Origin of the sequence: Streptococcus infantis (assembly GCF_047463275.1) — a bacterium.
Classification (GTDB): Bacteria; Bacillota; Bacilli; order Lactobacillales; family Streptococcaceae; genus Streptococcus; species Streptococcus infantis_AF.
This window is the reverse complement of the sequence record NZ_JASHEE010000004.1, coordinates 40,435-67,090: the sequence shown is the minus strand read 5'-3', so window position 1 is coordinate 67,090 and position 26,656 is coordinate 40,435. Positions and strand designations below refer to the sequence as shown.

The following is a 26,656-nucleotide window of genomic DNA, read 5'->3' as shown; positions in this document are numbered from 1 at the left end:
TAGATCTATTTCTAAGAGATTTTTTCTTTCTCCCCCTCACAACCAGCCTTCTTCTTCGGCAGTTTTGGCTGCTTCGGTTCGGTTGCTTGCGTTTAGTTTGGAGAGGATATTGGTCATGTAATTACGGACGGTGCCGTTTGAGAGGTAGAGCTTATCCGCAATTTCTTGGTTGGACAGCCCCTGTGCTACTCCATGCAAAACAGCGACTTCCTGCTCGGTCAAGGGATTGGGATGTGTCATCATGACTTCCATCAGCTCTGGAGAATATTCCTTGCGTCCCTCTAACACCGTATGCAGGGTTTGCATGAGTTCGGCGATGCTTCGCTCTTTCAAGACATAGGCGTCGACTCCTGCTTTGACCGCTCGTTCAAAATAGCCTGGACGTTTAAAGGTTGTAACGATAACCACCTTGGTTTCAGGCACTTCTTGTTTGATCCACTCGAGCGCTTCGAGTCCTGTCTTGACTGGCATTTCGACGTCAAGGATGGCAATATCTACTGCTTCTTTCCCCAAAACCTCAATAGCTTCAGCTCCATTTTTCGCCTGCAAGACAGCCTCCACATCTGGTTGAAAGCTCAAGAGTTGACACATGGCATCTCTAAGCATACTTTGATCTTCTGCGACTAATACTTTCATCTACTTTCTCTCCTTATAAGGCAGATGCACGCGCACCTCTGTGGGATCTTTCAAACTGACCAACTCTACTTGACCTGAGAAGGCTGCTGCACGGTCACGGACTGTATGAAGTTCATTCCCTTTTACATTTGCAAATCCTTTCCCGTCATCTCTAACTGTCAGGACCAATTCCTGATCTGTACGTTCCAGTTTTAGATAGGCTTTTTCAGCGCTGGCATGCTTGATGATATTGGTCGCAAGTTCTAACAAAATCATAGCAGCTGTCGACTCCACATCTTGGGTCAAACTAGCCTTGTCCAACTGATTGTCAACCTGAACTTCAATCCCAGCAATCTCTAGCATCTTTTTGACAGTCTCGAGCTCTGAAGCTAGGGTCCGTGATTTGAGATTTTCCACAATGGTTCTCACTTCATTCATGGAATCCTTACTTATCTGGTGAATTTCTTTTAATTCCTTTTCCACCTGTGGATAGGCCTGCATCTGAAATAACTGCAAAGCTAAATCTGTCTTGACACTTAGCATAGCAAAGGTATGCCCCAGACTATCATGCAAATCCTGACCGATACGACTGCGTTCATTTTCAGCAAGCAATAGATTTATCTGGGCATTTTGCTTAGCCTGCGCTTCTTTCAAATCCTCCACAATGCGAATCCGAACCAAGCCCAATGTCATCAAATCCACAAAAGTAAGAATCCCAAGCTCAAAGGCTACAACCTCAGTTTCGACTGACTGAAACATCATAAGTTGTCCAACAACAAGAACTTGAGCAAGGAGAAAAGTCCAGACATGAAGAGAACGTAGGCTACGAACTCTAAAATGATAAATCAAAAGATTGGCAAGGAAAAAGAAGAACCACACATAGTTCCCATAAATAAAGACGGTATTCCCAGCTACATAGGCTAGCATGATAATCCAAAAGAGCCAGGATAATCGCTGACTCTTGGTGGTTAAAACGCCTAAGTAAGCCACCACAAATAGAATATCAACTAGTAAATGCCAGCTAGGAATCTCCCCAATCACTGCAGAGAGGATAGGGAAAACCATAAAAATCAAACTGGCCCAAAACATATAGTGTATGCTTTTTAGTCTTTCAAGCATTAAGCATTCTCCTTATGACCTTGAAGGTAAATGGTCAAACCAAACAAAACTGCTGAAAAAACAAGTAGATAAACTGTGGCTGATAGATTGATGCCACCCTCGTTTAAGAAGGTCTTGAGCAACTCCATCAACTGATAAGTTGGTAGGCACTTCCCGATTGCTTGCATCCAGTCTGGAAATAAAGAGATGGGCATCCAGAGTCCGCCTAACACAGCCAAGCCTAGATAGAGAAGATTGCCCACGACAGACATCAGCTGACTAGATGGCAAGAGTGTCAAGGTCAAGCCAAGCGCTACAAAGGCAACACTTCCTACTATCAGCAAGAGCGCAGCCCCAATCCAGCTTCCTAGAGGCATATCCACACCTCTGATCAAGTGCCCAACTGAGAAAACAACCAGAATTGAGACCAAATAATCAACCATCATACTTGTTATCTTTGATAGATAATATTCTACCATATTTACTGGAGTATGGCGTAATGTTTTCTGCCAGTTGTTGATTTTATCGGTATGTAAAACAGCTGGAAATGAAAACATAGCTGTCGACATCATGGAAAAGGCTGTCATGGAGATGAGGTAATCACGCATAAAATTATCTGATCCACCGGGTGTGTCTTGGTACATACCTGAAAAGAATAAATAGAAGGCCGTCGGCATCCCTACGGATAATAGATAATAGACTAATTGACGTTTGGTCAATAGAAATTCTATCTTATTTAGTGAAATCCATCGTTTCATCTTAGTCATCTCCCTTTTGTGTTTCTTCAAAGATTGTATCCAGCAAGCTACGGTTATTGACTTCAATTTCTTGAATCCTACATCCTGCTTGCACTAAAAGTTCCCAGAAAGCATCTGCTTCGCGTGTGACTACTTGCAGGGCATCTTGTTTTTGTGACCAGTTTTCAACCAAGTTAGACTGCTCAATGACTTCCATGTATGCTAGAGGAAGGATAAAGTGCTTTTCAATCTCCTCACTGCGCATGGCTAGAGGTGTTGTATCGCGAATCAACTCTCCCTTATTCAAGACCAAGATTCGGTCCGCTGTATGCTCCACCTCTTCGATATAATGGGACGAATAGAGAATGGTAACTCCCTTAGCTTTTAGCTCCTGAACAATTTCCCAAAAGCGTTGGCGGGTTGAAGTATCCATGGCAGCAGTCGGCTCATCTAAAAAGACTAGCTTTGGTCGGCCAATCAAGGTCAAGACAAAAGAGAAGAGACGCTTTTGTCCACCTGATAATTTTTCTGCAAATTGTTCTTTTTGTTGCTGGTCAAACTGCAATAGTTGATCGATTTCCCGATTGCTCAAGGGATTTGGGTAAATGCTTTGAAAGAAAGCAATCAACTCTTTGACCTTTAATTTCTGAACGATGACATTTTCTTGAGGTAGGTAGGATCTTGTGTAGTCTAACTTAGAACTCGTCACTGGCAAGCCTTGGATGGATACTTGACCGCTGGTGACCAGTTTATCTCCTAGCAAACAGTCCAAGAGTGTGGTCTTCCCAGCACCATTGGGACCAATCAAGGCGACGCATTCACCTTCAGCTACCTCAAAGGAAATATCCTTCAAAATAGCCTTGCCCTTGATGTTTTTATTTAGGCTTTCTACCTTAATCATGTTCATGATATTCTCCTTTCAGCCACTCCTTTCCCATCGGAAAGGCGATAAAAATCATAAATCCTAATCCCCAGGCACCACGGATGAATTGGTGAAGGAAGGCTTGATCAAACCAACCTGTAAACATTTCTACCAACCATACCACTAGTGATAGTCCAATAAAAAGATAGAGAATCGCTTTTTTCATTTTTCAAACTCCTTTTTCACATCTGAGACCAATTTCAAACCTTCTCGGATCAACCAAGACATCATGCCAAATCCTGCAAATAGTTCCCAAGGAAAATGATAGAAGCCTTCATCCAATCCTGAAAACATGAGATAAGTCATGACTCCTGCTGCTACTAAACTCATTGCGACAATTACTTTATGTTTCATTTTTTTCTTCCTCCATTTGATACATCTAGTATAATTCTTTGAAGGTAGAATCACTAGAAGCTTCTGTCATGAGGAAATATGACAAATGTCACAAAAAGTCTAATCGCTATGAAAATCGAATTCTCTGAAAATCAAAAAGAGGTCGGGAAACTCCCGACCTCTTTTTTTATTCTTCTTTAAATCCGTGTAATTTTAATGCAGCGATTAGTGTATTAGGCTTTTTAAAGTCTTCTATACTATCCGCAAGTGGTTTAAAGAAATATGTATTTTTTACTTTATTCAAGTCTGCTTTTTCAAGATCGAGTTCCATAACGACTCTCATCTTTTTGTCCTCGGTGATAAAATATTCTACATTAACACCAGGCTCGTCCTTTATTTCAAGATACTCTGGACTATCTTCCATAGCTTCACGGAAGATTGTTTGGAATTCTTCCGGAGTAACTCCAGCAGGAATCTCCTCATTTATTTTCCCAAGCATATCCATCTTGAAGTTTTTAACAACATCCGTATAAACAAAGGTCATGGTGACATCAAATTCATCCATTTTCCCTTTAAGAACTTTTGTTTTTTCTTCTTTTGCTTGATTGGTTGTCGTTTGACTTGTAGACGGATCACTCGCTTTACTCTTGTCACTTGAGCGGTGAGGTAGCAACTTACTGCAACCTGCAAGTAGAGTTACCGAAATAAGTGTTAATCCTAGAATCTTCTTCAATATGAATCTCCTATTCCACACTGAAAAGATATGGGTAAACTGGTTGTTGACCGTGGTGGATTTCTACTTCGACATCTTCGAATTCTTCTGCGATTTCTTGAGCAATTTCATTTGCCAATTCTTCGCTTCCGTCTTCTCCAACATAGAAGGTTACGATTTCACTGTCTTCATCCAACATGTGTTTCAAGGTTTCAGTCAAGGTTTGGTGCATGTCAGGGTTTGATACGAGGATTTTACCATCCACCATACCAAGATTGTCATTTTCATGAATTTCTAGACCATCGATAGTCGTGTCACGAACGGCTGTTGTTACACTACCGCTGACAACGTCCCCAAGAGCCGCAGTCATGCGTTCTTGGTTTTCTTCGATAGACTTGCTTGGGTCAAATGCTAGAAGGCTAGTCAATCCTTGAGGAATTGTACGAGCTTCTACTACAACAGCTGGTTGTTCCAATACTTCAGCTGCAGATTGAGCTGCCATGAAGATATTTTTGTTGTTTGGCAAGAAGATGATGTTGCGAGCATTGACTTTCTCAACAGCCTTGACAAAGTCTTCTGTCGAAGGGTTCATGGTTTGTCCACCTTCGATGACATAGTCCACACCTTGTGCACGGAAGATGTCTGCCAAGCCTTGTCCAGCTACTACTGCGATAAGAGCATATTCTTTTTCTTCAGCTGGCTTGCTGACTTGCGCTTCTTTTTCTACTTGCGCTTCGTGTTGGTTACGCATGTTATCGACTTTAACCTTGACCAAGCTACCATACTTGAGACCTTCTTGCATAACAAGTCCTGGATCTTCTGTATGGACGTGAACTTTAACGATTTCGTCATCATTGACAACAAGTAGAGAATCCCCAAGTTCGTTCAAGTAGTTACGGAATTCTTCGTAGTCAAACTCTTTAGCATAAGTTGGACCTTGTTTAAGGGCAACCATGATTTCAGTACAGTAACCAAAGGTAATGTCTTCAGTTGCTACATGTCCGGCTACAGATTTGTGGTGTTCTGCATTGATCATCTCACCCATATTGGCTGGAGTCGCTACAAAGTCTTCAGACGCACTGTATTCACCAGTAAGAGCTGAAAGGAATCCTTCATAGATGAAGACCAACCCTTGACCACCTGAGTCCACAACGCCAACTTCTTTCAATACTGGAAGCATTTCTGGAGTTTTAGCGAGGGCTGCTTTAGCTCCTTCCAAGGCTGCACGCATAACTTCAACGGCATCATCTGTCTGTTCTGCTTTTTTCTTAGCACCGATGGCAGCACCACGTGATACTGTCAAGATTGTCCCTTCAACAGGCTTCATAACAGCCTTGTAGGCAACCTCAACACCTGATTGGAAAGCAAGAGCTAGGTCTTTTCCTGTTAGCTCTTCTTTTGTCTTAATGGCTTGTGAAAATCCGCGGAAAAGCTGAGAAGTGATAACTCCTGAGTTTCCACGCGCTCCCATCAAAAGACCTTTAGCCAAGATACTTGCAGCCTCACCAACTGTTGAAGCTGGTTTATCTGCTACTTCTTTAGCACCATTTTCGATCGTCATTCCCATGTTTGTTCCTGTATCTCCGTCTGGAACTGGGAAGACGTTCAATGAATTGACATATTCGGCTTGCTTGTTCAAACGAGTTGAAGCAGCCTGTACCATTTCTTGAAATAAGCTTGTAGTAATATTTGACACGATTATTCTCCTACAACTTTGATATTTTGAATGAAGACATTCACAGTCTGAGTAGTAATTCCAAGTTGATTTTCCAAACTAAAACGTACACGCTCTTGGATGTTTTTTGATACTTCGCTGATTTTTGTTCCGTAGCTCAAGACAGTGTATACATCAACTGCAACGCTACCATCTTCAGCCGCTTTAACAACTACACCTTTAGAATAGTTTTCCTTACCAAGAAGGGCTTGGAAATTATCTTTGAGGGCATTTTTACTAGCCATACCGACCACACCAAAAATCTCAGTTGCTGCTCCGCCTACAACAGTAGCAATCACATCATCTGTTAGTTCGATTTGACCATCTTTTGTATTAATTTTTACAGTCATCTTTTTTTACCTCAACTAGTTGATACTCTATTTTATCATATTTCAGCCCAACTGTAAAAGCAGAATGATGTATCATCGGATATTTGCTTGATTTTTCAAATAATTCCAGCTGTCGAGCAAAACAAAAAAGACCCTGTAGGTCTTTTCATGTTTATTAAACGCGTTCTACTTTTCCTGATTTCAAAGCACGAGCTGAAGCCCAAACTTTTTTAGGTTTACCATCGATAAGAACAGTAACTTTTTGAAGGTTTGGTTTTACGGCACGTTTAGTTTGGTTCATCGCGTGTGAACGGTTGTTTCCTGATACAGTCTTACGACCTGTAAAGTAACATACTTTAGCCATTGTGTTTTCCTCCTATTAGATCTAATATAGCGGATGTGCTAGCACCACATACCGTACTATGTTATCACACTTTCTTATTTTTGGCAAGGGAATTGGAAGACTTTTTTTTATTTGACGTAGACGACACCAAGTTTCCCGAAAGCTACGTCCCCACGGATAATCAAGGTTTTGCTGGTTGGGGCTACAGGAGCATCTGCCTTGGCTGCACCACAAAAAGTTTCCACCTTCAGGTCCACTCTCCAGTGTTGGGGCACATAGATAACTGCATTCCCAAATCCGACTTCTATCTTCAAGGTTGCGCTATCTCCTAACATCTCTGCATTGTCATAATAGATTTTGGCATTCCCAAATCCGACTTCAAACTCGTCTTCTACCAATTCTTGGTCTTGCTTGTAAAATGTACCCGCCCCAAAAGCGACTTCCTTATCTGTCAGAATGGTCTTTTCACCGTCATACCACCATTTTTTCCCATTCCAAGTTCTGTTAGTATGAGTTAGCATACTTACTCCAAGCACGATGAGAACACTTGCCCAGAACAGTGATTGATTGGGAATCGGTAAAATGTCATAAAAATGATTCGCAATCATGAGGGCCACTAGGGCTGTAACGGAGGCTGAAGTGAAATGACGACGAAGGATTGCCTCAACTGATTGATAGGCAAAAAATCCAATACCGATCAAGGGCCAAATTTCCCCTTCAAGTGAAGGAATACCAAAATTCCCCTGTAACAATACTAAAGCTGCCAACACTAGCAACACAATACCAAATGCTTTCTTTTTCATCTTCTTACCTCATGTTTCTTAGATTTTCTTTTAGGAGGGATTGGTAGTGCCGTGACACGTGAACCTCCTTGTGGGTTTGATAAAAGGAAATAGTGCCTGTCCCTGAGAAGGACTTGTCCACCGAGTAGACCTGCCGAAGGTTGGCTATGGTCGACTTGGATACCCGACTGAAATAGCGGGGCAGGATGGACTCCAACTCATAAAGCTTGAGTCGAACCTCGTAGGCTTCTTTCTGGGTGTGGGCATAAATCTTGCTACCTTCCGTCTCAAAGAAGAGGATTTCTGCCAAGTCTAAGTAGTACTCACCCGTCCCCTTATAAAAGATCAACCTAGGAGCCTTGGTTTCTTGCAAGAGTCGTTGCAAATCGGCTATTTCATCTGTTAGGGCTGCAGCCTTGATGACAATCTCTGTTTCAGTTAATTCACTATCAATCTCGATTCGTAACTTCATCCTATCTCCTTTCTGCATCTACTATACCAAAGGCTGGAAGACTTTACAAGGGCAAAAAAGCAAGTGGTCACTTTTGACCCGTAAGTGGTTACGAGGCCAAGCCCACTTGCTTTGCTTCTTACAAAATAAAGAAAAGAATTCCCAAGAGGAGACCACAGACGTAACCAACTAAAACATCCTTGGGATAATGAACGCCACCCAAGACTCGCACAAGGCCGAGAAAAGCTGATAAAACCAATAAAATCATCCCAACAGGCAGATTTGCATGCAAGCAAGCCATGGAAATGATGGTTGCTGAAAATACATGGCGACTAGGCATTGAATTCCCAGAACTGTCCTTGTCTAGTAGCGGAATAATTTCCCAATTCTCATAAGGACGCGGTTGATTGATCCACTTACGAACTAGCGTCAATAGGACAAAGCCTAAAGCCGGCACCAAAATATAAGCAGCAAGGTCTTTACCAACCCCTTTACTTACAAAGTTTGTTCCCAACAAGGTCAAGTAAGCTAAGGGCATCAGAACTGTCATCATGCGATTAAAGACTCGCATCAATTGCAATAGTTGTGGATGTCGAAGAAGACTTGATTTCCTCTTCTCGTACCACTCTTGATAGTTTTTCATCTGTTTTCTCGTTGTTTCTAGATTTTACACAAGAAGTCTGACAGAACGAGTCTGCTAGCATCTCCTACTCTAGTATAGAGTAGAAAAAGAAGGCCGTCAAGCCTTCTGAGATTTATTCTTCTGCTTGGTCTTCTGTAAATTGACTATTGTAGAGGTCTGCATAGAAACCACCCTGAGCCATAAGCTCTTCATGATTGCCTTGCTCGATGATGTTTCCTTCTTTCATGACCAGAATCAAGTCAGCATTGCGAATCGTTGACAAACGGTGGGCGATGACAAAGGATGTGCGTCCCTCCATCAAACGGTCCATAGCCTTTTGAATCAACTCCTCCGTACGAGTATCGACTGAGGATGTTGCTTCGTCCAGAATCAAGAGCGGAGCATCCTTGAGCAGAGCACGAGCAATGGTCAAGAGTTGTTTCTGCCCGACTGACAAGGTCACTGTATCATCCAAAACAGTATCGTATCCATCAGGTAAGGTTGTGATAAAGTGGTGGATTCCTACTGCTTTGGCAGCTTCAATCACACGTTCATCACTGATACCTGTTTGATTATAGATGAGATTGTCACGAATGGTTCCTTCAAAGAGCCAGGTATCCTGCAAGACCATTGAAAAGGCATCGTGTACTTCTGAGCGCTTCATAGCCTTGGTATCCACACCATCAATGCGAATACTTCCTTTATCAATCTCATAGAACTTCATCAAGAGATTAACAATAGTCGTCTTCCCAGCACCAGTTGGTCCGACAATCGCGATCTTTTGACCTGCATGAGCTGTCGCAGAAAAGTCATGAATGATCGTTCGTTCCGGTGTGTAGCCAAATGAAACTCTGTCAAAGACCACTTCACCCTTCATGTTGGTCAATTGTCTTTCCTTATGAGATTCATCTTCCATTTCCTCTTCACCTAGAAATTCGAAGACACGAGTCATGGCTGCACTAGCTTGTTGTAAGCTGGTAATTCCTTGGGCAATCTGTGATAAGGGTTGCGAGAATGTTCGAACATAAACCATGAAGGCTACAATAATCCCGATACTGATATACCCTTCAAGAGCCAAGGCAGCACCGACGATAATGACTAGAACATAACTAAAGTTGCCTACAAAGACCATGGCAGGCATCATGATACCAGAAATAAACTGAGATTTCCAGATGCTATCATGTAGAATCTGATTCAAGCCTGCAAATGTATCTTTTGTTGGTTCCACAGCATTATAGCTGGTCACCACATTGTGGCCAGAGTACATTTCTTCCACATAGCCATTTACAGCTGCTAGGTTATTTTGTTGAGCTTTAAAGTAGCCCTGCGACTTGGCCATAATTACGGAAACCGCCGTAAATCCAACAAGTGTTGAAACAACGGTTACTAGTGCCAAAATCCAGTTCATACCAAACATGGTAATCAAAACAGCAATCAGTAAAAAGCTAGCTGAGAGAACTGTCCCAAGACTTTGGTTAAGAGACTGAGCTGCTGTATCAACGTCATTAGTCACACGAGAAAGGGTGTCCCCTTGAGAATGACGGTCAAAATAAGCAAGTGGCAAGCGATTGATTTTCTCAGCAATAGCTGTCCGCAAACGTTTTGAGAAATGTTGGATACTAGTTGAAAAAATGTAGGCTTGCGTATAGTTCAGGATAATCCCAAGCACATAGAGGATAACCAAAAAGCTAGCAATACTTGAGACAGCCTCTAGGTCAATCTCTGTCATTAACCCATCTGAAATCAAATTGGTAATTTCTTTGATCTTAGTTGGTCCATAAACCGTGATAATACTTGAACATATCGCCGCCACAACTGCGATTAGTAGGGGAAGTTGGAGACCTGCTAGAAAAGGTCTACACTGTTTCCATAAGGACATTTTCTTATTTTCCATGTTCCAATTCCTCCTTCGATAGTTGTGAGTAGGCAATTTCTTGGTAAACTTCATTGCTTGCAAGAAGTTCCTTGTGGGTGCCTTGTCCCACGACTTTACCTTGATCCAAGACTAAGATCAGGTCTGCATCCATAATGGTTGAAATGCGTTGAGCAACGATTAACTTGGTCATGGATTGTGTTTTTTCAGCTAATACTTGACGCAAGATACGATCGGTCTTGTAGTCCAAGGCTGAGAATGAATCATCAAAAATGAGAATCTCTGGTTTACGAGCCAAGGCGCGTGCAATGGCCAGACGTTGTCTCTGTCCACCTGAGAAATTGGTCCCACCTTGAGCCACTTCTGAGTCAAGACCTGCTTCCTTATCCTCGATAAAGTTTTTAGACTGGGCCAATTCCAGAGCTTGCCACATGGCCGTCTCACTTAGTGGCGTTTCTTGACTCTTACCAAAGTCGAGATTGCCCTTAACATCTCCAGAAAAGAGCACAGCTTTTTGAGGGATATAGCCAACTTTATTACGCAAATCTTCTAAGTCATAATTCTGAACATTGACGCCGTCTACTAGAATTTCTCCCTCTGATACATCATAAAAACGGGGTAAGAGGTTAACTAGAGTAGATTTACCAGAACCAGTTGAGCCGATAAAGGCAATGGTTTGCCCTGCTTCTGCCTTGAAGCTAACATGTTCCACAACTGCTTCTGAGTTTTTAGAGTAGCGGAAGGTTACGTCGCGGTATTCCACTTGACCTTTTACAGAAGAGTTTGCTGTCTGTGGGTGACTAGGATTTTCAATAGAGGAATGAAGGTCCAAGACTTGATTGATACGACCTGCAGAAACCAAGGTACGAGGCAAGACGATAAAGAGAGCACCCATGAGTAAGAAGCCCATTACCACTTGCATAGCATAGGACATGAAGACCACCATATCGCTAAAGAGGGGTAGACGCTCTGTCAAGCTAGCGTCGTTGATAAGATAGGCTCCAATCCAGTAAATGGCAAGGACCAAGCCGCTAGAAATCGCCATCATAATAGGATTCATAATGGCCATTAAGCGACTGACAAAGAGATTGAGTCGTGTGACTTCATCATTGGCTTCTTCGAATTTCTTATCTTGATATTCCTCAGCATTATAAGCACGAACAACCCGAATCCCTGTCAAGCTTTCACGAGTGATACTATTGAGTTTATCTGTCAATTTTTGAATGACAGATTGTTTAGGAAAGGCCAAAGTCATCAAGACAGTTGTCATCAGAACATTGACAATGACTGCCACCACTACTGCCCAAATCCAGTATTCAGACTTGCCAAGGATTTTACCAATGGCCCAGAATGCCATGATTGGTCCGCGAGTAACTACCTGAAGTCCCATGGTAAAGAGCATCTGAATCTGCGTGATATCATTGGTTGTCCGAGTCAAAAGACTAGGAATAGAGAAACGTTTAATTTCTGTCTGAGAGTAATCCAAAACACGATTAAAAATATCGCTTCGTAGTTGAGCCGTATAGGATGCCGCAACTCGAGCGGCAAAAAATCCAACTGTTACAGATGATAGGAAGGCCAAGAATGACAAACCCATCATCTTAGTTGCTGGCGACCAAAGGTCTCCCAACTCCGTACCTGGCGTTCCGAGTAATTCTGTTATTTTTGAAACGTAAGTCGGTACTTCTAACTCTAGATAGACCGAGCAGCAGGTAAAGAGAACAGTCAAGAGAATCATTCCCCACTCTTTTCCTGTGATACGTTTAGCGAGTTTCTTCATTCTTACCTCCCATTTTCTCTACATTAGCCTGTAGTCGACCCATGACTTCTTCAAAAACAGCTAGTTTTTCCTCAGAAATTCCATCAAGTAGACTACGGTCAATTCGATCAAAGAAAGACTTGATTGGCTTCATCTGAGAGCGTGATTTATCCGTCAATCGAACGTACTTGGCTCTCTTGTCATTTGGACTCACTTCCAATTCCACCAAACCATTTTGTACCATACGCTTCACTAGATTGCTGGCGACTGACTTGGTGATATTGAGTTCCTGCTCAATATCCTTGATTAACACCGCCTGTCCAGACTCCTCACGATAGTCTAAAAATCGTATGACTTGGCCCTGCGGTCCGCCCATAAATTCAATACCACAACGTTTTGCTTCCTTTTGCACCATAAGGTGAACCTGATGACCAAAACGTTTAAAAGTTAACATTGGCTTATCCATGATTGCTCCCTTCTAAACAAAATAGTTCCCAAGAGAACCAATTAGTTTTCATGAGAACTATTTTATCATTTTCAAATAGGATGTCAAGAAAAAAGTTTCCAGGAGAACTATTTTATTTAAAATTGACATTAGTTCTCATTTTATCTATAATAAACAATATCTCACACGGATAAGATTTCAGCTTGATTAGAAATGAGAAATTTAGAAATGAAACAAAAAGAAGAGAAAATCTTAGGAATCATTGCTATCATCTTGGGAAGCCTTGCACTTCTCGGATCCTGGTTGCCAATCATCAGCGTACTATCTTTTTTCTTTGCTATTATTGCAATAGGTCTAGGTGTTTTTGGTATCATCCTCAATCTCCAAAACCGTAAAATATTGGCGATTATTGGAACTGCCCTAGGCATTGGATCCATTTTCCTTGTTTTGACAACGCAAGTACTCCCTTCTAGTGTTTTTACCGACCTGGCTAGAAATTTTCGTCACCCATACAGAAGTCTGACCTCTTTAACAGAGGATGACGATTTTGGAACGCTACCAGATAATAGCACCGATGAGGATAATGATGAGGATAATACGGAAGATACCGATTCCTTCACTTGGACCAAGGAACAATTCGATGCTTTGATCGAAGGTGATACTGCAAACAGAGGAAAAGGGGGCTCCAACTATAAAGATATTATCAGCAAGCATGGCCAACCGGATTCTGAAATCGAGTCAACCTCAGGTGACTACGACATCAAGAGAATCACCTATCTATCCCTCGGTTCTAATACTAAGACAGTTGTACTGACTTTCGTAAAACAGGAGAACGGCCAGTTTCTTCTCATCCGTAAATTTGCCCTAGGATTGGAATCTCAAAAACAATATGATACTGGTATCAGAATCTAACATAAAATAGCTTAGTTTTTCAGTGATTTACGACATTTTCCCCTTATTTTTTAAACTTCATAAAAACTCTTGCATCTATCGGCGTACCGTGATATGATATAATCAAGATAAGGTAAGGGCTAGCTGAGATGTACAAAGAAGATCGGCTCAAATAACTTGAAAAGGCGATAGAAAATATTCCTAAAACAGTAACATCTATCGCAAAATAAAGCCCAAATTCAGTAAAAGAAAAAAGGAAGTGCTAAGAAGTAGATGCGAAAGGCCTTCGAACTTCTATTTTATCAAATGAAAAGAGGGAACCAATGGTTAGTGCAATAGCTATATTTATAATCGCCATTAATGTATACATTTATCTCAAAAATAAAAAGGACAAATAAATATGAGAAAAGTTATTCAAGAATTATTAGACAGTTCGATGTCTACATCTGCTATTTCGCAAGGCGCTGGAGTTCCATGGACTACTGTTTCTGACCTTAGAAAAGGAAAAACAAGCATGGACAAAATGGCCCTCCTAACCGCAGAAAAACTTTATGAATTTGCTACAATTAAAAAACAGTGACTCTTGGTCACTGTTTTTTAATTAGAACCCATCTACGTTTGTGTAGATTTTTTGTACGTCTTCGTCGTCTTCAAGAACGCTGTAAAGTTTTTCAAATGTTTCCAAATCTTCACCTGACAACTCAACTTCTGATTGAGGAATCATCTCAAGTTCTGTCACTTGGAATTCTTCGATACCAGATTCACGCAAAGCCACAATAGCCTTGTGAAGGTCAGTTGGAGCTGTGTAAACAGTGATTGTTCCTTCTTCTGCTTCTACATCGTCTACATCGACATCTGCTTCAAGCAAAAGCTCAAAGATGGCATCAGCATCTTCACCTGCAAATACGATAACACCCTTATTGTCAAATAGGTAAGATACAGAACCTGAAGCTCCCATGTTTCCACCGTTTTTACCAAAAGCAGCACGGACATTGGCAGCTGTACGGTTAACGTTTGAAGTCAAGGTATCAACGATCAACATTGAACCATTTGGCCCAAATCCTTCGTAACGTCCTTCTGTAAAGGTTTCGTCTGTATTTCCTTTTGCTTTATCGATAGCTTTATCAATAACGTGTTTTGGCACTTGCGCTTGTTTGGCACGATCGATAACGAATTTCAAAGTAGTGTTTAGTTCTGGATCTGGCTCACCTTTTTTAGCTGCTACATAGATTTCTACACCAAATTTTGCATATACTTTAGAGTTAGCTCCATCTTTAGCCGTTTTCTTGGCTACGATATTGGCCCATTTACGTCCCATTAGGAATCTCCTTTTTTCACATTTTAATCTTTCTTATTATAACACAAGTCTATCCGATTTTCACTAGAGGAAATGGATTTTTCTTTTGTAAATTAAGCTAGGATTGCCCGCTAACAGCCAAGATTTTCTTGCCTTCTTTTATCCAAGGGTGCTGAGAGAGTGAGATATAAAGCTGTGCAGTCATAACAAGCCAAAGTAGCGGTTCACATAGAATCACACCTGTATAACCTGCCCAAGGAATAATCCAAGCGACGAAAACAATTTTCCCGATAAACTCGATAAAACTAGATATGAGGGGTAAGAGTTTTTGACCGAGTCCCTGCAAACTATTTCTATAAATCAATAAAAGACTCAAAAACGGATAGAAAACAGAACTAATACGTAGGTACAAGGTCCCATTTTCAATCAAGTAACCATCTGTTGAACTCGCTAAGAAAGAAACTAGGCTAGGACTTGCAAAAAATAGGAAGATACAGGCAAAGGTAGCCCAAGACATACTCAAATAGCTCCCTATACGAAGACCTTGAACGATACGTTCTGGTCGTTTTGCCCCAAAGTTTTGAGAGATAAAAGTTGTCATGGAAGCTGAAATAGCCGTCATTGGCAATAGGGCAAAGGCCATGATTCTACGCGCTGCCGTTTGGGCGCTGATAATCACTGCTCCAAAGCCATTAACAGAGGATTGCAAGATAACACTTCCGATAGAGACGATTGAACCCATCAAGCCCATAGCTAACCCTTGCTCCAAAAGGTCAATATAGAGCGCCTTATTCCATTTGAAATGTTTGAGACCTGGAAGAAGCTCTGGAACACTCTTGCGGATATAGAAATAACAGAGAATAGCTGACAAACCTTGCGAGATGATGGTTGCAAGACCTGCAGACTGAACCCCTAGCTGCAGTTGTGTAATAAAATACAAATCTAAAATGACATTAACGATAGCTGAGAAAATCAGAAAAGCAAGTGCTGCAAGGCTGTCACCAATTGATCGTAACAATCCTGCAAAGAGATTATAGGCAAAGCTAACTCCCACGCAACTAACAATCATGGAGATGTATTCATAGGATTGGGGGAGGATTTCTGCAGGTGTTTCGAGATATTGTAAGAGTGGATAAAGACCGAAGAACCCCATCAACATGACAAGACCACTCAGGATAGCACCTAAAATCCAAGTCGCCGCTACAGCTTCTTTAATTTTAGCAAAATTGCGAGCACCGTAAAGACGGGCAATAACGACTCCCATCCCATTTCCGACTCCGAGGGCAAATCCAATAATCAAATCAAAAATGGCTGTCGTAGCTCCGACTGCCGCCAAGGAATTTTGTCCTAAAAAACGCCCAACAATCAAAATATCAGCTGTATTGTAGAGTTGCTGAAAGATATTGGATAGTAAAATTGGTAAAGCAAAACTAATCAGTGAAGGAAGGATAGGACCATGAATCAAGTCCACCGTTGATTTCTTATTCATAAGGCTATTATATCAGCTTTCAAGTTGAGGAACAAGGGAGTTTCCTTAAGAAAGCGTTGCCTATATGTAAACAATCTGGTATAATCGTGACAGAAAAGGAGGATATGTATGAGCTTAACAAGTCAGTTAATTACAGATGTATTCCCAGACCTTGAGAAAGTGGAACAATTAAACAAGGAGGCCTTCCCTGAAGAAGAACGCGTCTCTTTGGAGGAATTTTTAAGTTACCAGGATAGAGATGACGCCCACTTTTTCGCCTTTTATAACGAAGAAGAATTTGTCGGCTTCGCTTTTGCCATTTCTAATCAAAAAGCTTTCTACATTAGCTTCTTTGCCATTATGCCCCATCTCCGCAGTCATGGGTACGGGAGAGAAATCATTGAAAAACTCATTGATTTTTACCAGCGTACTATGATTCTTGAAGTGGAGCGATTAGACGAAGACTGTGACAATCTCGAACAAAGAAAATCCCGCATGGACTTTTACTTACAAAATGGCTTTAAAACTGCCAACGCCTTCTTGGAATACGAGGGAATGAGTTTCGAAATTCTCTATCGTGGCGACCATTTTGACGAAGAAGCCTATCGGAATATCTTTCAAAAATTACAAGAAGAGAACTACTTTGACTTTCGCATCAAATACCGCCGCTTTAGCGAACACTAGTCAACACGAAATAAAAAAGTAGCAGTTTTACTGCTACTTTTTCTTTTTATTCTTATTCTTCAATTTCGATTTCAAGAGCATCGCCCAAATCAAGAGTCACTTCTTGGTTAGAGTCCGTATCAGCTGCTGAAGTTTCTTTAGAACCTTCTTCCTCTTCAATCAAACCATATTGAACACGAACTTGGTGGTCAATTTCATCAAAGATTTCTGGGTGATCTGCCAAGTATTTCTTCGCATTCTCAGAACCTTGTCCGATTTTTTCACCCTTGTATGAGTACCAAGCACCTGCTTTTTGAATGATATCCAAATCACTAGCAATCTTCAAGAGTTCACCAGTTCTAGAAATACCTTCTCCGTACATGATTTCAACAAGAGCTTCCTTGAACGGTGGGGCAACCTTGTTTTTCACAACTTTAATCTTAGTTTCTTTACCGACGTTAGTATCTTTTTGGTCGCCAGTTCCCTTAATTTGTGTGCTTCCACGAACGTCTAAACGAACTGAAGCATAGAATTTGAGGGCACGTCCACCAGGAGTTGTTTCTGGATTACCAAACATAACCCCAACTTTTTCACGCAACTGGTTGATGAAGATAGCGATTGTCTTAGTCTTGTTGATAGAAGCACCAAGTTTACGCATAGCTTGGCTCATCATACGAGCTTGAAGACCAACGTGGCTATCTCCGATATCCCCGTCGATTTCTGCACGAGGTACAAGAGCTGCAACAGAGTCGATAACCACAAGGTCAACGGCTCCTGAGTCAATCAACTTTCCTGCAATTTCAAGACCTTGTTCACCTGAGTCTGGTTGTGACAAGAGCAATTCATCAATGTTCACTCCAAGTGCCGCTGCATAAGCTGGATCAAGAGCATGCTCCGCATCGATAAAGGCTGCGATTCCACCTTCTTTTTGGGCTTGCGCTACAGCATGAAGAGCTACTGTTGTCTTACCTGATGATTCTGGACCGTAGATTTCAATGATACGTCCCTTAGGATAACCACCTGAACCAAGTGCAATGTCAAGCGCCAAAGAGCCTGAACTCATTACTTGTACTTTTTGCTCTGCGCGTTCACCCAAGCGCATGATTGAACCCTTACCGAAGTCTTTTTCAATCAATTTAAGCGCATCATTCAAAGCTTTTTCACGGTCAGCTCCAAATTTTTTCCCAATTTCATCTAATTTTTTTGTTGGTTTTTTCGCCATTTTGTTCTCCTATATTTTAATGATTCTAAGAACCTTCTTCTATTATATCAAAAGTCAGTCACTTAATAAAGCTTTGCGAACTAAGTTAAAAGCATGCATAACCGCAATTTTACGAACATCTGCTCGACTCCGTCCTGCGATATTAGCTTGGATAACTTCTGTCCCTGATGCTTGAGATAAACCGATAAAAACTGTACCTGCTGGATGGCCTTCTAAACTATCCGGACCAGCCACTCCTGTCAAGCTAACCCCAAAGTCTGATTGAGTTTTAAGTCGTGCCTGCTCTGCCATTTTTTCCGCCGTAAAGGCTGAAACAACTCCGTGTTTTTCCAACTCTACTTGTGGAATATCTAACATCTTAGCCTTTTCTTCTAGACTATAAGTGACAAAACCACCTTTAAAGATAGCTGACACTCCCGAAAAGTCTGCCAAAGTTGCTTGGAAAAGCCCAGCTGTCAAACTTTCCGCAGCCGTTATGGTTTTATGCTGTTTTTTCAACCCCTCAACAACTACACTAGCTAGACTCGCTTCCTCGCCATAACCATAGCAAATATCCTTTAAAGCAACACCTTCAAAAGTCTGGCGGGCAAGAATTTTTTCCTCCAGATTATCCAAAGCTTTTCTTGCTTCTTCTTGACTAGTAGCCTTTGTAGACAAACGCAGAGTCACCTCTCCTGTTTTTGCATACGGTGCTATGGTTGGATCCGTCTGCTCTTCAATCAAATCCGACAAAATCGTCACTAGCTGGCTCTCACCAATACCAAAGAAACGTAAGACACGCGAATACAACTTAGCTCCTGTTGTCAATCTTGGTAGTAGCTCATTTAAAACCATAGGTTTCAGTTCACTTGGCGGACCTGGTAGGACAACATAAGTCACGCCATCTACCTCAATCATACCACCAACCGCTAGTCCCGTTTTATTTGGGAGCGGGATTGACCCCTGAACAATTTGTGCCTGGCGCTCATTATTTGGAGTCCGAGCATAGTCTGGTCGATGAGCAAAGAAATCATCCAATTTAGCCTGTGCTTGAGCATCAAAAGTCAAATCACGCCCTAGAAATTGTGCCAAGGTTTGTTTGGTCAAATCATCCTCTGTTGGACCTAACCCTCCCGTTAGGATCACTAAATCACTCCGTTTCTGAGCAATCTCCAACAAGGATAAGAGACGAGATTCATTATCTCCTACAGCCGTTTGGAAGTAGACATCAACACCGATTTCTGCTAGCTTTTCAGACAAAAACTGAGCATTGGTATTGACGATTTGACCTGTTAGAATTTCTGTTCCAACAGCTATAATTTCCGCTTTCATTTTTTCCTCCTACTTACCTATTCGGATTTCTTTGAAAAAATCGCAGGAAAATTCCTACGATTTGAGTATTCATTTCTTATTGTTCTTGTTGGCCTTGTTGTTCCTGATCTGCAACAGAACCAGTCGTTTGTGGCAAACGACCATAAATGTTTTCATACAAGACTACATTTGTCTCCAACTCGGTAACTTCTGGCTTATCCAATGAACGACGCAAGAGATTTTGCATTTCTAACAAATGTTCAGATGTCACGATTTGGTAAGATGTCCCATCAATCATTGCATCCTCTCCACGCAATTGCTGAGACTCAATATTCTTAAAGGAATCTTGGTAGCCCATCAACTGAGGGATCGTTGTTGTTGTAATCTCGATATTTGTCTGCATGTTATCGCTAAGAGCCTTCAAAATTTCTTGGTAGTGACTAACACTATTCAAACTAAGAATTTTCTCAACAATCTTTTGAATGACTTCGCGCTGACGTTTCTGACGACCGTAGTCCCCCTCTGGATCCTGATAGCGCATACGTGAATACACTAGCGCCTCGTCACCATTTAGGGTTTGCTCCCCAACACCGATAGAAATCGTGTTAAATGGTTCCTGGTCTTGGATAGAGATTGGGAAACCTAGAGTGTTATTTACTGTGATACCACCTACAGCATCAACCATTCTTTGAAGACCGTGCATATTGACCATGACGTAGCGGTCGATATGGATATTCATCATTTTTTGAATGGTCGAGATAGCAAGCTCTGCACCACCATCGGCATAAGCCGCGTTGAGCTTAGCCTCTCTAACACTACCATCCGGTTGTTGGATTTGGGTCAGGATATCACGTTCCAAACTCATCATCACAACTTTCTTGGTTTTAGGATTTACTGTTACCAAGATCATCGAATCACTGTTACCCGCCCATGGGTCTGTACGCTCAACGTTACCTGTATCCACACCCATCAGTAAAATTGTCAAAGGCTCAGTTGCCTCGATGACTTTCGTTTCTTCCCCAATTTGTTTATAGGTTTTGGCCAAAGTCTGTGTGCTTTGTTGGTAAATCGTGTAGGCATAAGCTCCCACACCAAGCACTGTCACAAGAACAAAGCCTAAAAACATTCCGATTATTTTTTTTGCCATACATTTATTCGTCTATCAGTCGCCCCATCAGGTAGACATCAAGAAACTCTCCTCCTTCTATACAAGCACCACGTTCCTGCTGGCCTTCTATGATAAAGCCCATCTTTTTATATAGATGAACAGCTGCTAGATTTCGTTTTTGAACTGTCAGTTGTAAGCGTCGAATACTTCCACTCGACTGGGCCCATTCAATAGCTTCCTCCATCAGGATACTACCAAGACCATTGCCCCAATAGGCTTTCTTGATGCCCAAGAAAACATCGCCAATGTGTCGAACTCGCGGACGCTGATCAGCCGTTATATTGATGACTCCTGCCAATTCTTCATTCAAAAAAGCTAGTAAAGTAATTTGATTGTCCGATTGGGCCTGCTTGTCAATAAAATGCTGCATTTCTGATTCAGTCATTGCAATACCATTTTCATCCAGACTGGTAAAACTAGATTCATGACCAATCTGATCCAAAAGTGCAATAAGTTCTGTAGCATCCTCAACTTCTGCTTCACGAATTAATAAATCATACTCCATTCGTAAGCCTCTTCAAAAGTTCTGTCGCTCGTTGACCATGAGCATGAAAGACAACTTCACGGCCCTCACCATCTTTAAGAATTTCTAATTCCAGATAGTCGGCTGGAAGAGCCTCACCTAATAGGTGTCCCCACTCAATAACCGTCACACCTGAACCAAAAAGAAATTCATCAAGGTCGATTGAATCTGCATCTCCTTCGATGCGGTAAACATCCAAGTGATATAAGGGTAGGCGTCCTTCATATTCTCGAACAATGGTATAAGTAGGACTTTTGATCATTTGATGAATCCCTAGTCCTTTAGCTAGACCTTTTGTTAATGTGGTTTTTCCAGCACCTAATTCACCAGTCAAAATCAATACATCATTTTTTTCAAGTAGACTACCCAACTCTTGTCCAAGAGCGATTAGTTCATCTTCATTTTTTGTGTGCATGTTATTATTATACCAAAAAGTTTTCTTTTGCGACATTTCTAGTAATAAAAAAAGAGGAGTTTCCTCCTTCTTTTTTAAAGTTTTTGTCTTTAGTTTAGAGCCATGCTAATGTAGTTCAAAATGAACAGAGCGTCTAAAATCCAAATCATCACATGCACTTCCTTAACTTGACCTTTAACAATCTTCGCTAAAGTGTAAGTTAGGAAACCAACAGCAATCCCTTGTGTAATGGAGTAACTGAATCCCATAAAGATAGATGTGAAGAAAGCAGGCACTGCTTCTGACATATCATCCCAAGGGATGTTTTTCAAGTTAGAGAGCATCATAATTCCGACGATAATCAAAATTGGTGCTGTCGCAGCTGAAGGCACAATGGCAAGAAGTGGGCTAAAGAAGCTTGATAGAGCAAAACAGATAGCAACAACTAAGGCTGTCAATCCAGTACGTCCACCAGCACCGATCCCTGCTGCTGACTCAATATAAGTTGTAACGTTTGAAGTACCTGCAATGGCACCAACTGATGTCGCCACCAAGTCAGAATATAGAGCCTTATCCAATTTAGCTGATTCATTGTTCTCACCACTTGATGCGATGATCCCAACTTTTTCACCTGTACCGATAAGAGTACCGATTGTATCAAAAATATCAGTCAATGAGAAGGCAAGAATGGCCATCAAGGTTTCAGGTAAACGTGAAGTATTTGAAATCAGAGAACCCAAACCTTCTGAACCAAGGGCTGCACCAAATAAAGTTCCTAGGTCGTTAACTGCTGCTGAAAGATTGTTGCTAGCAAAATCGATTCCTGACAAATTAACAAGACCAACCGCAATCGCAAGGACTGTCGTTGTTAAGATAGAAAGAATGATCCCACCTTTAATACCTTTGACAACAAAGAAGATTGTAATGGCAAGACCTGCAATAGCTACCAATACTGCTGGAGTATTGAAATCTACCAATCCTGGAACAGCTGCTGCATTTGCAGTAATCGCTGCTTGAGCCTTATCTGCTCCTTCACCTGCTACAGTATAAGTACCGGGGTCAATTGAGAATTTCAAAAGGCCAGCATTCTTGATACCAACATAAGCAAGGAAAACACCAATACCAGCTGAAATTGCTGAACGAAGTGTTGTAGGAATAGACTCAATGATCATTTTACGAACATTTGTTAATGTGATAATCAGTGAAATAATCCCACAGATGAAGACCATACCAAGAGCTTCTTTCCAAGTATAGCCCATTCCGAATACAACCGTAAATGTAAAGAAAGCATTAAGTCCCATACCTGGAGCTTGTGCGTATGGCAAGTTAGCATAGAAAGCCATCATCAAAGTTCCTACTACAGAACCGATGATTGTTGCCAAGAATACACCCTGAACAGGCATTCCTGTTTGCGAAAGCATTTGAGGGTTTACAAAGAGAATATAACTCATTGCAAAGAAAGTTGTTAAACCAGCAAGCACCTCTGTACGGACATCTGTCCCGTGCTCTTTTAGTTTAAATAATTTGTCCATTTTTAATCTCCTTTGTCATTTTACGAACAATGTGACTATTATATCATCAATCATTCACATTTTCAAGCTGTTTTTCCTATTTTTAAAAATTCTTAGAGGATATAATTCTTCTTATTTTTGCTTATAGTCAGCTTTTCTTTCAGCTTTTTGATATAATAGGAAACATCTTATCTGAAACTAAATTCGGGAGGATTTTATGACTAAAAAAATGATTGCCGTGGACTTAGACGGTACCTTACTTAATGGAGAAAGCAAACTCTCTGACTTTACAAAAGAAACCATTAAAAAAATTTCTAAGAAAGGCCACCATGTGGTTATCGCAACCGGTCGCCCATATCGTATGGCCAAAGATTTTTATGACCAACTTGAACTTGAGACTCCTATGATTAACTTCAACGGTTCGCTCACTCACCTACCTGGTAGGGCTTGGAAACATGAAAAATGCCTTACTGTGGACAAAAAATATCTCTTGGATATCGTGAAACGAAAAGAGGAGATTGAAGCAGACTTTATCGCAGGTGAATACCGTAAAAAGTTTTACATTACAGCCCCAGACAAGGAAATTGCAGATCCTAAATTGTTTGGTGTTGAAAACTTTCGTCCTGAAAATCAATTCAAGTCTGACTTAGTGACCAAGGGGCCCAACTGTATTTTATTACAAACTAGGGCAGACGATAAATATGCACTAGCAGAAGAGATGACTAGCTTTTACAAGTATCAGCTTAATATCAATACTTGGGGCGGTCCCTTGAACATTCTTGAATGTACTCCAAAAGGTGTTCACAAGGCCTTTGCCCTTGAATACCTTCTAAATGTCATGAATATAGACAGACAGAACCTGATTGCCTTTGGTGACGAACACAATGACCAAGAAATGCTCTCCTTTGCAGGTAGAGGATATGCCATGAAAAATGCTAATCCCGCTCTACTTTCTTTCGCAGACGAGCAATTACCACTAACCAACGAAGAAGACGGAGTCGCTCACTTTTTACAAGAGCAGTTCCTTTAATAAAATCTATCCCTCCATACTTTTTTGGTAGAAAATAGCTACCTTAATCGTATGGATTTTTTATGCCAAAAATTGATTAAAGAAAAAAGGACCCGAATCCGTGTTAACGAGATTCAAATCCTTACAAAAGATGTCTATTTTTTTAGAACGATACGATCAGAAATTTCGCGACCCATATCATCAATGATCATTTGATTGCCATCAGCTACATAAACCTTGATATCATCTCCAATAAAGACTCTCTGACTTTCTGGTTCGAAGGTGACCTTCTTAATTTCCTGATCACCATCAGGTTCTACTTCTGTCCATGTTCCAGTATTACCAGTAACAACGAGAGTAATGCTATCTCCCTCATCTTGCCCTTTATAGGTCCCATCAATGTTGCTTACTGAGCTAGCCGTAGAACTAGAAACAGTCGTTTCTGCTAACTGAGCAGTCGTTACTTCCGTACTAGTACTTGCTTGAGTTGAAGGAGCTGCCTGCTCTTTTGGCGAACATGCAACTAAGAGACTAAGACTTGCCAAAGAAGCAAGAGAAAGTGTGAATTTTTTTAGTGACATCATGGCTCCTTTCTTTTAGTGGCTTAAAATCAGAATAACCCTGCCGAGCCACCACACCTTTACTATAACAAATAAAGATAGGAGGGTCAATCAAATAACTTTTGTTTCATAAGACAAGCGCGAACCTCAGATATAAAGTAGAGAGATCCTGTCACAAATAGCAAGTCTTTCTCTTGTGCAGAAGCTTCAAAATTATCTATAAAATCTCGATAAGAAGCAATGCTTGTATAATCTCCAAAGTCTTGCTCTTCCAAGGAACCCTGATAATCAAAACTCGTAACATAGAGAGCTACATCAGGTAAATGCTCTGTTAAATAAGTAAGCATCCCACTATAATCTTTCCGCTTTAGGGCACCAAATAGGATGTGAGGCTGATACCCTTGCTGGATTTTTTCTTGGATAAACTCAACCAAACGCTCTAGAGCTGGTAAATTGTGAGCCCCATCTAGATAAATGTGCTCAGTGACAGCTTCTAGCCTTCCAGCCCATTTAGTAGCTTGCAAGGCAGCACGTACTGCTTCTTGATCTACTTTCTCGTTTCTTTGTACCATAAATAGTAGAAAAGCTTGCAAGGCAAGAGCTGCATTTTCCTCCTGATATGCTCCCTCCAGTCCCAATATTAGGTGGTTAAAGTCAGCTAGAGAGGAAGAAAAGTTCCCATTTCGGAAAGAAAAATCTTGATCAGCTTGGTAGAGACTTACACCCAAATCAGTAGCAGTTTTTTGACAAACGAGTTGGGCTTCCAGTGCTAAATTTGCAATCACAGCTGATTTCCCGGGCTTAAAAATTCCTGCTTTCTGCTCTGCAATTGCTACCAGACTATCCCCCAAAGTCTCCTGGTGATCGAGGCCGATTGATGTGATGATTGCAATTTCTCCTGTCACGACATTGGTAGTATCAAGAAGTCCACCTATCCCAACTTCCAGTAGGACCAAATCTACTTTTTGCTCTTTAAAATAAAGCAAAGCAATCAAGGTCAGCAACTCAAAAAAAGATAGCTGATCGTGGGTTTCTAAAAGTCTTTGCTCCATTGCTTTAACTTGATCGGCTAAACGAATAAAATCTTCGTCCGATATAGGCTCACCATTAATACAGATACGGTCATGGATGCTGACAATGTGGGGCGAAGTAAAGGTACCAACCGTTTTCCCATGGGCAACAAAAAGCTCCCTCATAAAAGCAATAGTTGACCCCTTGCCATTTGTCCCTGTCACATGGATAATTGGATAGGTTTGCTCAGGATTCCCCAGCAAATCTACCGCTCTTTGCATCCGTCCTAAACCTGATCTGAAATTCAAACCAATCCGACTATGAAGCCATTTTTCTACTTCAATCATGCTTATCTCCTTAACAAAAAAGCGAAGATTCTCTTCGCTTTTTACTTAATTAGCTATATTTTATTTCAATACGGGCTAAAAACGTCCACTGGACGTTACAACTCTCTCCAGTTTCTGGGAGTTGGGGTGATACAGTCTCCCAGACTACCTGCGTTTCTATTTTCTAGCGCAGGGCTAAAAACGTTCCCCGGATGTTCCAACTCTTTCTAGTTTCTAGGAGTTGGGCTAAAAACATCCCCCGGATGTTTTTACTCCTCCATAAAGCTGTTGAAGACTTCTTCAATCATGTTCCATTCATCTTCTGAATCTTCAGGGATTGGTTGCAATTCACCTTCAGTTCCATCTTCATTTTCGATGAATGAGTATGCTTGGATTTCAACTTCACCGTTTTCATCTTCTTCTGCATTAACTGGTACAAGAAGAACATAGTTTTTACCAAATTCTTCTTTTCCGTCAATAGTCAAAAGGATTTCAAATAAAGTTTCGTTTCCTTGCTCATCTACAAGTGTAATAAGTTCACGTTCTTCGTGATCATGGTTGTGATCGTGTGACATAGTTTCTCCTCTG

General features: G+C 41.2%; 31 protein-coding genes. 4 read left to right on the top strand and 27 right to left on the bottom strand.

What is annotated here, in order from left to right:
• Positions 1 to 36 precede the first annotated feature (36 nt).
• From QM923_RS06795 to QM923_RS06720, 16 genes are all read right to left on the bottom strand, one after another.
• Positions 37 to 636 carry a response regulator transcription factor gene (locus QM923_RS06795; protein ID WP_036758105.1) on the bottom strand — a complete coding sequence of 200 codons (600 nt, stop codon included), beginning with the start codon at positions 634 to 636 and terminating at the stop codon, positions 37 to 39.
• Positions 637 to 1,734 carry a sensor histidine kinase gene (locus QM923_RS06790; protein WP_414291328.1) on the bottom strand — a complete coding sequence of 366 codons (1,098 nt, stop codon included), beginning with the start codon at positions 1,732 to 1,734 and terminating at the stop codon, positions 637 to 639.
• Positions 1,734 to 2,471: an ABC transporter permease gene (locus QM923_RS06785; protein WP_414268719.1), complete on the bottom strand. Its 738-nt coding sequence runs from the start codon at positions 2,469 to 2,471 to the stop codon at positions 1,734 to 1,736. The genes QM923_RS06790 and QM923_RS06785 overlap by 1 nt, the downstream gene beginning before the upstream one ends.
• 1 nt (position 2,472) lies before the next feature.
• Entirely contained in the window at positions 2,473 to 3,357 is an 885-nt protein-coding gene (locus QM923_RS06780) for an ABC transporter ATP-binding protein (RefSeq protein ID WP_414268718.1), read from the bottom strand.
• Positions 3,344 to 3,538 (bottom strand): hypothetical protein, encoded by a 195-nt coding sequence (locus QM923_RS06775; protein WP_006146175.1) that lies wholly within the window; start codon positions 3,536 to 3,538, stop codon positions 3,344 to 3,346. The genes QM923_RS06780 and QM923_RS06775 overlap by 14 nt, the downstream gene beginning before the upstream one ends.
• On the bottom strand, positions 3,535 to 3,726 hold the full coding sequence (locus tag QM923_RS06770) for a hypothetical protein (RefSeq protein WP_000681201.1): 192 nt from the start codon (positions 3,724 to 3,726) through the stop codon (positions 3,535 to 3,537). Before QM923_RS06770 ends, QM923_RS06775 begins: the two co-directional genes overlap by 4 nt.
• Before the next feature lie 166 nt (positions 3,727 to 3,892).
• Positions 3,893 to 4,438, bottom strand: coding sequence for an SP0191 family lipoprotein (locus QM923_RS06765; RefSeq protein WP_247913146.1), 546 nt, complete (start codon positions 4,436 to 4,438; stop codon positions 3,893 to 3,895).
• A 10-nt stretch (positions 4,439 to 4,448) separates the two neighbouring features.
• Positions 4,449 to 6,113, bottom strand: coding sequence for a DAK2 domain-containing protein (locus QM923_RS06760; protein WP_414268717.1), 1,665 nt, complete (start codon positions 6,111 to 6,113; stop codon positions 4,449 to 4,451).
• Positions 6,114 to 6,115: 2 nt separating this feature from the next.
• Positions 6,116 to 6,481: an Asp23/Gls24 family envelope stress response protein gene (locus QM923_RS06755; protein ID WP_414291327.1), complete on the bottom strand. Its 366-nt coding sequence runs from the start codon at positions 6,479 to 6,481 to the stop codon at positions 6,116 to 6,118.
• 154 nt (positions 6,482 to 6,635) lie between these two features.
• The gene (gene rpmB / locus QM923_RS06750) at positions 6,636 to 6,824 is read right to left on the bottom strand and encodes a 50S ribosomal protein L28 (protein ID WP_001140948.1); all 189 of its coding nucleotides are present in this window, start codon (positions 6,822 to 6,824) and stop codon (positions 6,636 to 6,638) included.
• Between the two features lie 107 nt (positions 6,825 to 6,931).
• Positions 6,932 to 7,606, bottom strand: coding sequence for a LiaF transmembrane domain-containing protein (locus QM923_RS06745; RefSeq protein ID WP_006149237.1), 675 nt, complete (start codon positions 7,604 to 7,606; stop codon positions 6,932 to 6,934).
• A 4-nt stretch (positions 7,607 to 7,610) separates the two neighbouring features.
• On the bottom strand, positions 7,611 to 8,057 hold the full coding sequence (locus tag QM923_RS06740) for a LytTR family DNA-binding domain-containing protein (protein ID WP_006155797.1): 447 nt from the start codon (positions 8,055 to 8,057) through the stop codon (positions 7,611 to 7,613).
• Positions 8,058 to 8,175: 118 nt separating this feature from the next.
• Positions 8,176 to 8,679 (bottom strand): phosphatase PAP2 family protein, encoded by a 504-nt coding sequence (locus tag QM923_RS06735; RefSeq protein ID WP_414291326.1) that lies wholly within the window; start codon positions 8,677 to 8,679, stop codon positions 8,176 to 8,178.
• 112 nt (positions 8,680 to 8,791) lie between these two features.
• Positions 8,792 to 10,552, bottom strand: coding sequence for an ABC transporter ATP-binding protein (locus tag QM923_RS06730; RefSeq protein ID WP_414291325.1), 1,761 nt, complete (start codon positions 10,550 to 10,552; stop codon positions 8,792 to 8,794).
• Complete coding sequence (locus QM923_RS06725; protein WP_414291324.1) at positions 10,542 to 12,311, bottom strand: ABC transporter ATP-binding protein; 1,770 nt, start codon at positions 12,309 to 12,311, stop codon at positions 10,542 to 10,544. Before QM923_RS06725 ends, QM923_RS06730 begins: the two co-directional genes overlap by 11 nt.
• Complete coding sequence (locus tag QM923_RS06720; protein ID WP_414291323.1) at positions 12,295 to 12,756, bottom strand: MarR family winged helix-turn-helix transcriptional regulator; 462 nt, start codon at positions 12,754 to 12,756, stop codon at positions 12,295 to 12,297. The genes QM923_RS06725 and QM923_RS06720 overlap by 17 nt, the downstream gene beginning before the upstream one ends.
• A gap of 207 nt (positions 12,757 to 12,963) precedes the next feature.
• On the opposite strand from QM923_RS06720, the gene QM923_RS06715 reads away from it, so the two are divergent.
• Positions 12,964 to 13,647: a hypothetical protein gene (locus tag QM923_RS06715; RefSeq protein WP_414291322.1), complete on the top strand. Its 684-nt coding sequence runs from the start codon at positions 12,964 to 12,966 to the stop codon at positions 13,645 to 13,647.
• 379 nt (positions 13,648 to 14,026) lie between these two features.
• Positions 14,027 to 14,206 carry a hypothetical protein gene (locus tag QM923_RS06710; RefSeq protein WP_414291321.1) on the top strand — a complete coding sequence of 60 codons (180 nt, stop codon included), beginning with the start codon at positions 14,027 to 14,029 and terminating at the stop codon, positions 14,204 to 14,206.
• Between the two features lie 21 nt (positions 14,207 to 14,227).
• Here the strand turns inward: QM923_RS06710 and QM923_RS06705 are convergent, their stop codons facing one another.
• Entirely contained in the window at positions 14,228 to 14,944 is a 717-nt protein-coding gene (locus QM923_RS06705; protein ID WP_414291320.1) for a YebC/PmpR family DNA-binding transcriptional regulator, read from the bottom strand.
• A 97-nt stretch (positions 14,945 to 15,041) separates the two neighbouring features.
• Entirely contained in the window at positions 15,042 to 16,412 is a 1,371-nt protein-coding gene (locus QM923_RS06700) for an MATE family efflux transporter (protein ID WP_414291319.1), read from the bottom strand.
• Between the two features lie 108 nt (positions 16,413 to 16,520).
• On the opposite strand from QM923_RS06700, the gene QM923_RS06695 reads away from it, so the two are divergent.
• A complete protein-coding gene (locus QM923_RS06695; RefSeq protein WP_414291318.1) occupies positions 16,521 to 17,075 on the top strand; it encodes a GNAT family N-acetyltransferase in 555 nt (184 codons plus the stop codon).
• 52 nt (positions 17,076 to 17,127) lie between these two features.
• Here QM923_RS06695 and recA read toward each other — a convergent pair whose 3' ends face one another.
• From recA to QM923_RS06665, 6 genes are all read right to left on the bottom strand, one after another.
• Positions 17,128 to 18,276: a recombinase RecA gene (gene recA / locus QM923_RS06690; protein WP_414291317.1), complete on the bottom strand. Its 1,149-nt coding sequence runs from the start codon at positions 18,274 to 18,276 to the stop codon at positions 17,128 to 17,130.
• A 54-nt stretch (positions 18,277 to 18,330) separates the two neighbouring features.
• Positions 18,331 to 19,587 (bottom strand): competence/damage-inducible protein A, encoded by a 1,257-nt coding sequence (locus QM923_RS06685; protein WP_414291316.1) that lies wholly within the window; start codon positions 19,585 to 19,587, stop codon positions 18,331 to 18,333.
• A gap of 76 nt (positions 19,588 to 19,663) precedes the next feature.
• A complete protein-coding gene (lytR, locus tag QM923_RS06680; protein WP_414291315.1) occupies positions 19,664 to 20,713 on the bottom strand; it encodes a glycopolymer--peptidoglycan transferase LytR in 1,050 nt (349 codons plus the stop codon).
• Between the two features lie 4 nt (positions 20,714 to 20,717).
• Complete coding sequence (locus tag QM923_RS06675; protein ID WP_414291314.1) at positions 20,718 to 21,239, bottom strand: GNAT family N-acetyltransferase; 522 nt, start codon at positions 21,237 to 21,239, stop codon at positions 20,718 to 20,720.
• A complete protein-coding gene (gene tsaE, locus QM923_RS06670) occupies positions 21,229 to 21,672 on the bottom strand; it encodes a tRNA (adenosine(37)-N6)-threonylcarbamoyltransferase complex ATPase subunit type 1 TsaE (RefSeq protein ID WP_195183423.1) in 444 nt (147 codons plus the stop codon). The genes QM923_RS06675 and tsaE overlap by 11 nt, the downstream gene beginning before the upstream one ends.
• Before the next feature lie 89 nt (positions 21,673 to 21,761).
• A complete protein-coding gene (locus QM923_RS06665) occupies positions 21,762 to 23,183 on the bottom strand; it encodes an NCS2 family permease (RefSeq protein WP_214262619.1) in 1,422 nt (473 codons plus the stop codon).
• Between the two features lie 196 nt (positions 23,184 to 23,379).
• Between QM923_RS06665 and QM923_RS06660 the strand changes: the two genes are divergently transcribed.
• Positions 23,380 to 24,192, top strand: a complete 813-nt coding sequence (locus QM923_RS06660) for a Cof-type HAD-IIB family hydrolase (RefSeq protein WP_414291313.1) — start codon at positions 23,380 to 23,382, stop codon at positions 24,190 to 24,192.
• 134 nt (positions 24,193 to 24,326) lie between these two features.
• On the opposite strand, the gene QM923_RS06655 is transcribed toward QM923_RS06660, so the two are convergent.
• The 3 genes from QM923_RS06655 to QM923_RS06645 all read right to left on the bottom strand — a co-directional run bounded on the left by QM923_RS06655 (position 24,327) and on the right by QM923_RS06645 (position 26,643).
• On the bottom strand, positions 24,327 to 24,752 hold the full coding sequence (locus QM923_RS06655; RefSeq protein WP_414291312.1) for an SP_0198 family lipoprotein: 426 nt from the start codon (positions 24,750 to 24,752) through the stop codon (positions 24,327 to 24,329).
• Positions 24,753 to 24,838: 86 nt separating this feature from the next.
• On the bottom strand, positions 24,839 to 26,089 hold the full coding sequence (locus QM923_RS06650) for a bifunctional folylpolyglutamate synthase/dihydrofolate synthase (protein ID WP_414291311.1): 1,251 nt from the start codon (positions 26,087 to 26,089) through the stop codon (positions 24,839 to 24,841).
• A gap of 248 nt (positions 26,090 to 26,337) precedes the next feature.
• A complete protein-coding gene (locus QM923_RS06645) occupies positions 26,338 to 26,643 on the bottom strand; it encodes a DUF1292 domain-containing protein (RefSeq protein WP_000017624.1) in 306 nt (101 codons plus the stop codon).
• Positions 26,644 to 26,656 lie beyond the last annotated feature (13 nt).

Bases quoted from the DNA above. Each gene is read 5' to 3' on its own strand.
- QM923_RS06795 (WP_036758105.1), bottom strand. From the start codon at position 636: ATGAAAGTATTAGTCGCAGAAGATCAAAGTATGCTTAGAGATGCCATG.
- QM923_RS06790 (WP_414291328.1), bottom strand. From the start codon at position 1,734: ATGCTTGAAAGACTAAAAAGCATACACTATATGTTTTGGGCCAGTTTG.
- QM923_RS06785 (WP_414268719.1), bottom strand. From the start codon at position 2,471: ATGAAACGATGGATTTCACTAAATAAGATAGAATTTCTATTGACCAAA.
- QM923_RS06780 (WP_414268718.1), bottom strand. From the start codon at position 3,357: ATGAACATGATTAAGGTAGAAAGCCTAAATAAAAACATCAAGGGCAAG.
- QM923_RS06775 (WP_006146175.1), bottom strand. From the start codon at position 3,538: ATGAAAAAAGCGATTCTCTATCTTTTTATTGGACTATCACTAGTGGTA.
- QM923_RS06770 (WP_000681201.1), bottom strand. From the start codon at position 3,726: ATGAAACATAAAGTAATTGTCGCAATGAGTTTAGTAGCAGCAGGAGTC.
- QM923_RS06755 (WP_414291327.1), bottom strand. From the start codon at position 6,481: ATGACTGTAAAAATTAATACAAAAGATGGTCAAATCGAACTAACAGAT.
- rpmB (WP_001140948.1), bottom strand. From the start codon at position 6,824: ATGGCTAAAGTATGTTACTTTACAGGTCGTAAGACTGTATCAGGAAAC.
- QM923_RS06745 (WP_006149237.1), bottom strand. From the start codon at position 7,606: ATGAAAAAGAAAGCATTTGGTATTGTGTTGCTAGTGTTGGCAGCTTTA.
- QM923_RS06740 (WP_006155797.1), bottom strand. From the start codon at position 8,057: ATGAAGTTACGAATCGAGATTGATAGTGAATTAACTGAAACAGAGATT.
- QM923_RS06735 (WP_414291326.1), bottom strand. From the start codon at position 8,679: ATGAAAAACTATCAAGAGTGGTACGAGAAGAGGAAATCAAGTCTTCTT.
- QM923_RS06730 (WP_414291325.1), bottom strand. From the start codon at position 10,552: ATGGAAAATAAGAAAATGTCCTTATGGAAACAGTGTAGACCTTTTCTA.
- QM923_RS06725 (WP_414291324.1), bottom strand. From the start codon at position 12,311: ATGAAGAAACTCGCTAAACGTATCACAGGAAAAGAGTGGGGAATGATT.
- QM923_RS06720 (WP_414291323.1), bottom strand. From the start codon at position 12,756: ATGGATAAGCCAATGTTAACTTTTAAACGTTTTGGTCATCAGGTTCAC.
- QM923_RS06715 (WP_414291322.1), top strand. From the start codon at position 12,964: ATGAAACAAAAAGAAGAGAAAATCTTAGGAATCATTGCTATCATCTTG.
- QM923_RS06710 (WP_414291321.1), top strand. From the start codon at position 14,027: ATGAGAAAAGTTATTCAAGAATTATTAGACAGTTCGATGTCTACATCT.
- QM923_RS06705 (WP_414291320.1), bottom strand. From the start codon at position 14,944: ATGGGACGTAAATGGGCCAATATCGTAGCCAAGAAAACGGCTAAAGAT.
- QM923_RS06700 (WP_414291319.1), bottom strand. From the start codon at position 16,412: ATGAATAAGAAATCAACGGTGGACTTGATTCATGGTCCTATCCTTCCT.
- QM923_RS06695 (WP_414291318.1), top strand. From the start codon at position 16,521: ATGAGCTTAACAAGTCAGTTAATTACAGATGTATTCCCAGACCTTGAG.
- recA (WP_414291317.1), bottom strand. From the start codon at position 18,276: ATGGCGAAAAAACCAACAAAAAAATTAGATGAAATTGGGAAAAAATTT.
- QM923_RS06685 (WP_414291316.1), bottom strand. From the start codon at position 19,587: ATGAAAGCGGAAATTATAGCTGTTGGAACAGAAATTCTAACAGGTCAA.
- lytR (WP_414291315.1), bottom strand. From the start codon at position 20,713: ATGGCAAAAAAAATAATCGGAATGTTTTTAGGCTTTGTTCTTGTGACA.
- QM923_RS06675 (WP_414291314.1), bottom strand. From the start codon at position 21,239: ATGGAGTATGATTTATTAATTCGTGAAGCAGAAGTTGAGGATGCTACA.
- tsaE (WP_195183423.1), bottom strand. From the start codon at position 21,672: ATGCACACAAAAAATGAAGATGAACTAATCGCTCTTGGACAAGAGTTG.
- QM923_RS06665 (WP_214262619.1), bottom strand. From the start codon at position 23,183: ATGGACAAATTATTTAAACTAAAAGAGCACGGGACAGATGTCCGTACA.
- QM923_RS06660 (WP_414291313.1), top strand. From the start codon at position 23,380: ATGACTAAAAAAATGATTGCCGTGGACTTAGACGGTACCTTACTTAAT.
- QM923_RS06655 (WP_414291312.1), bottom strand. From the start codon at position 24,752: ATGTCACTAAAAAAATTCACACTTTCTCTTGCTTCTTTGGCAAGTCTT.
- QM923_RS06650 (WP_414291311.1), bottom strand. From the start codon at position 26,089: ATGATTGAAGTAGAAAAATGGCTTCATAGTCGGATTGGTTTGAATTTC.
- QM923_RS06645 (WP_000017624.1), bottom strand. From the start codon at position 26,643: ATGTCACACGATCACAACCATGATCACGAAGAACGTGAACTTATTACA.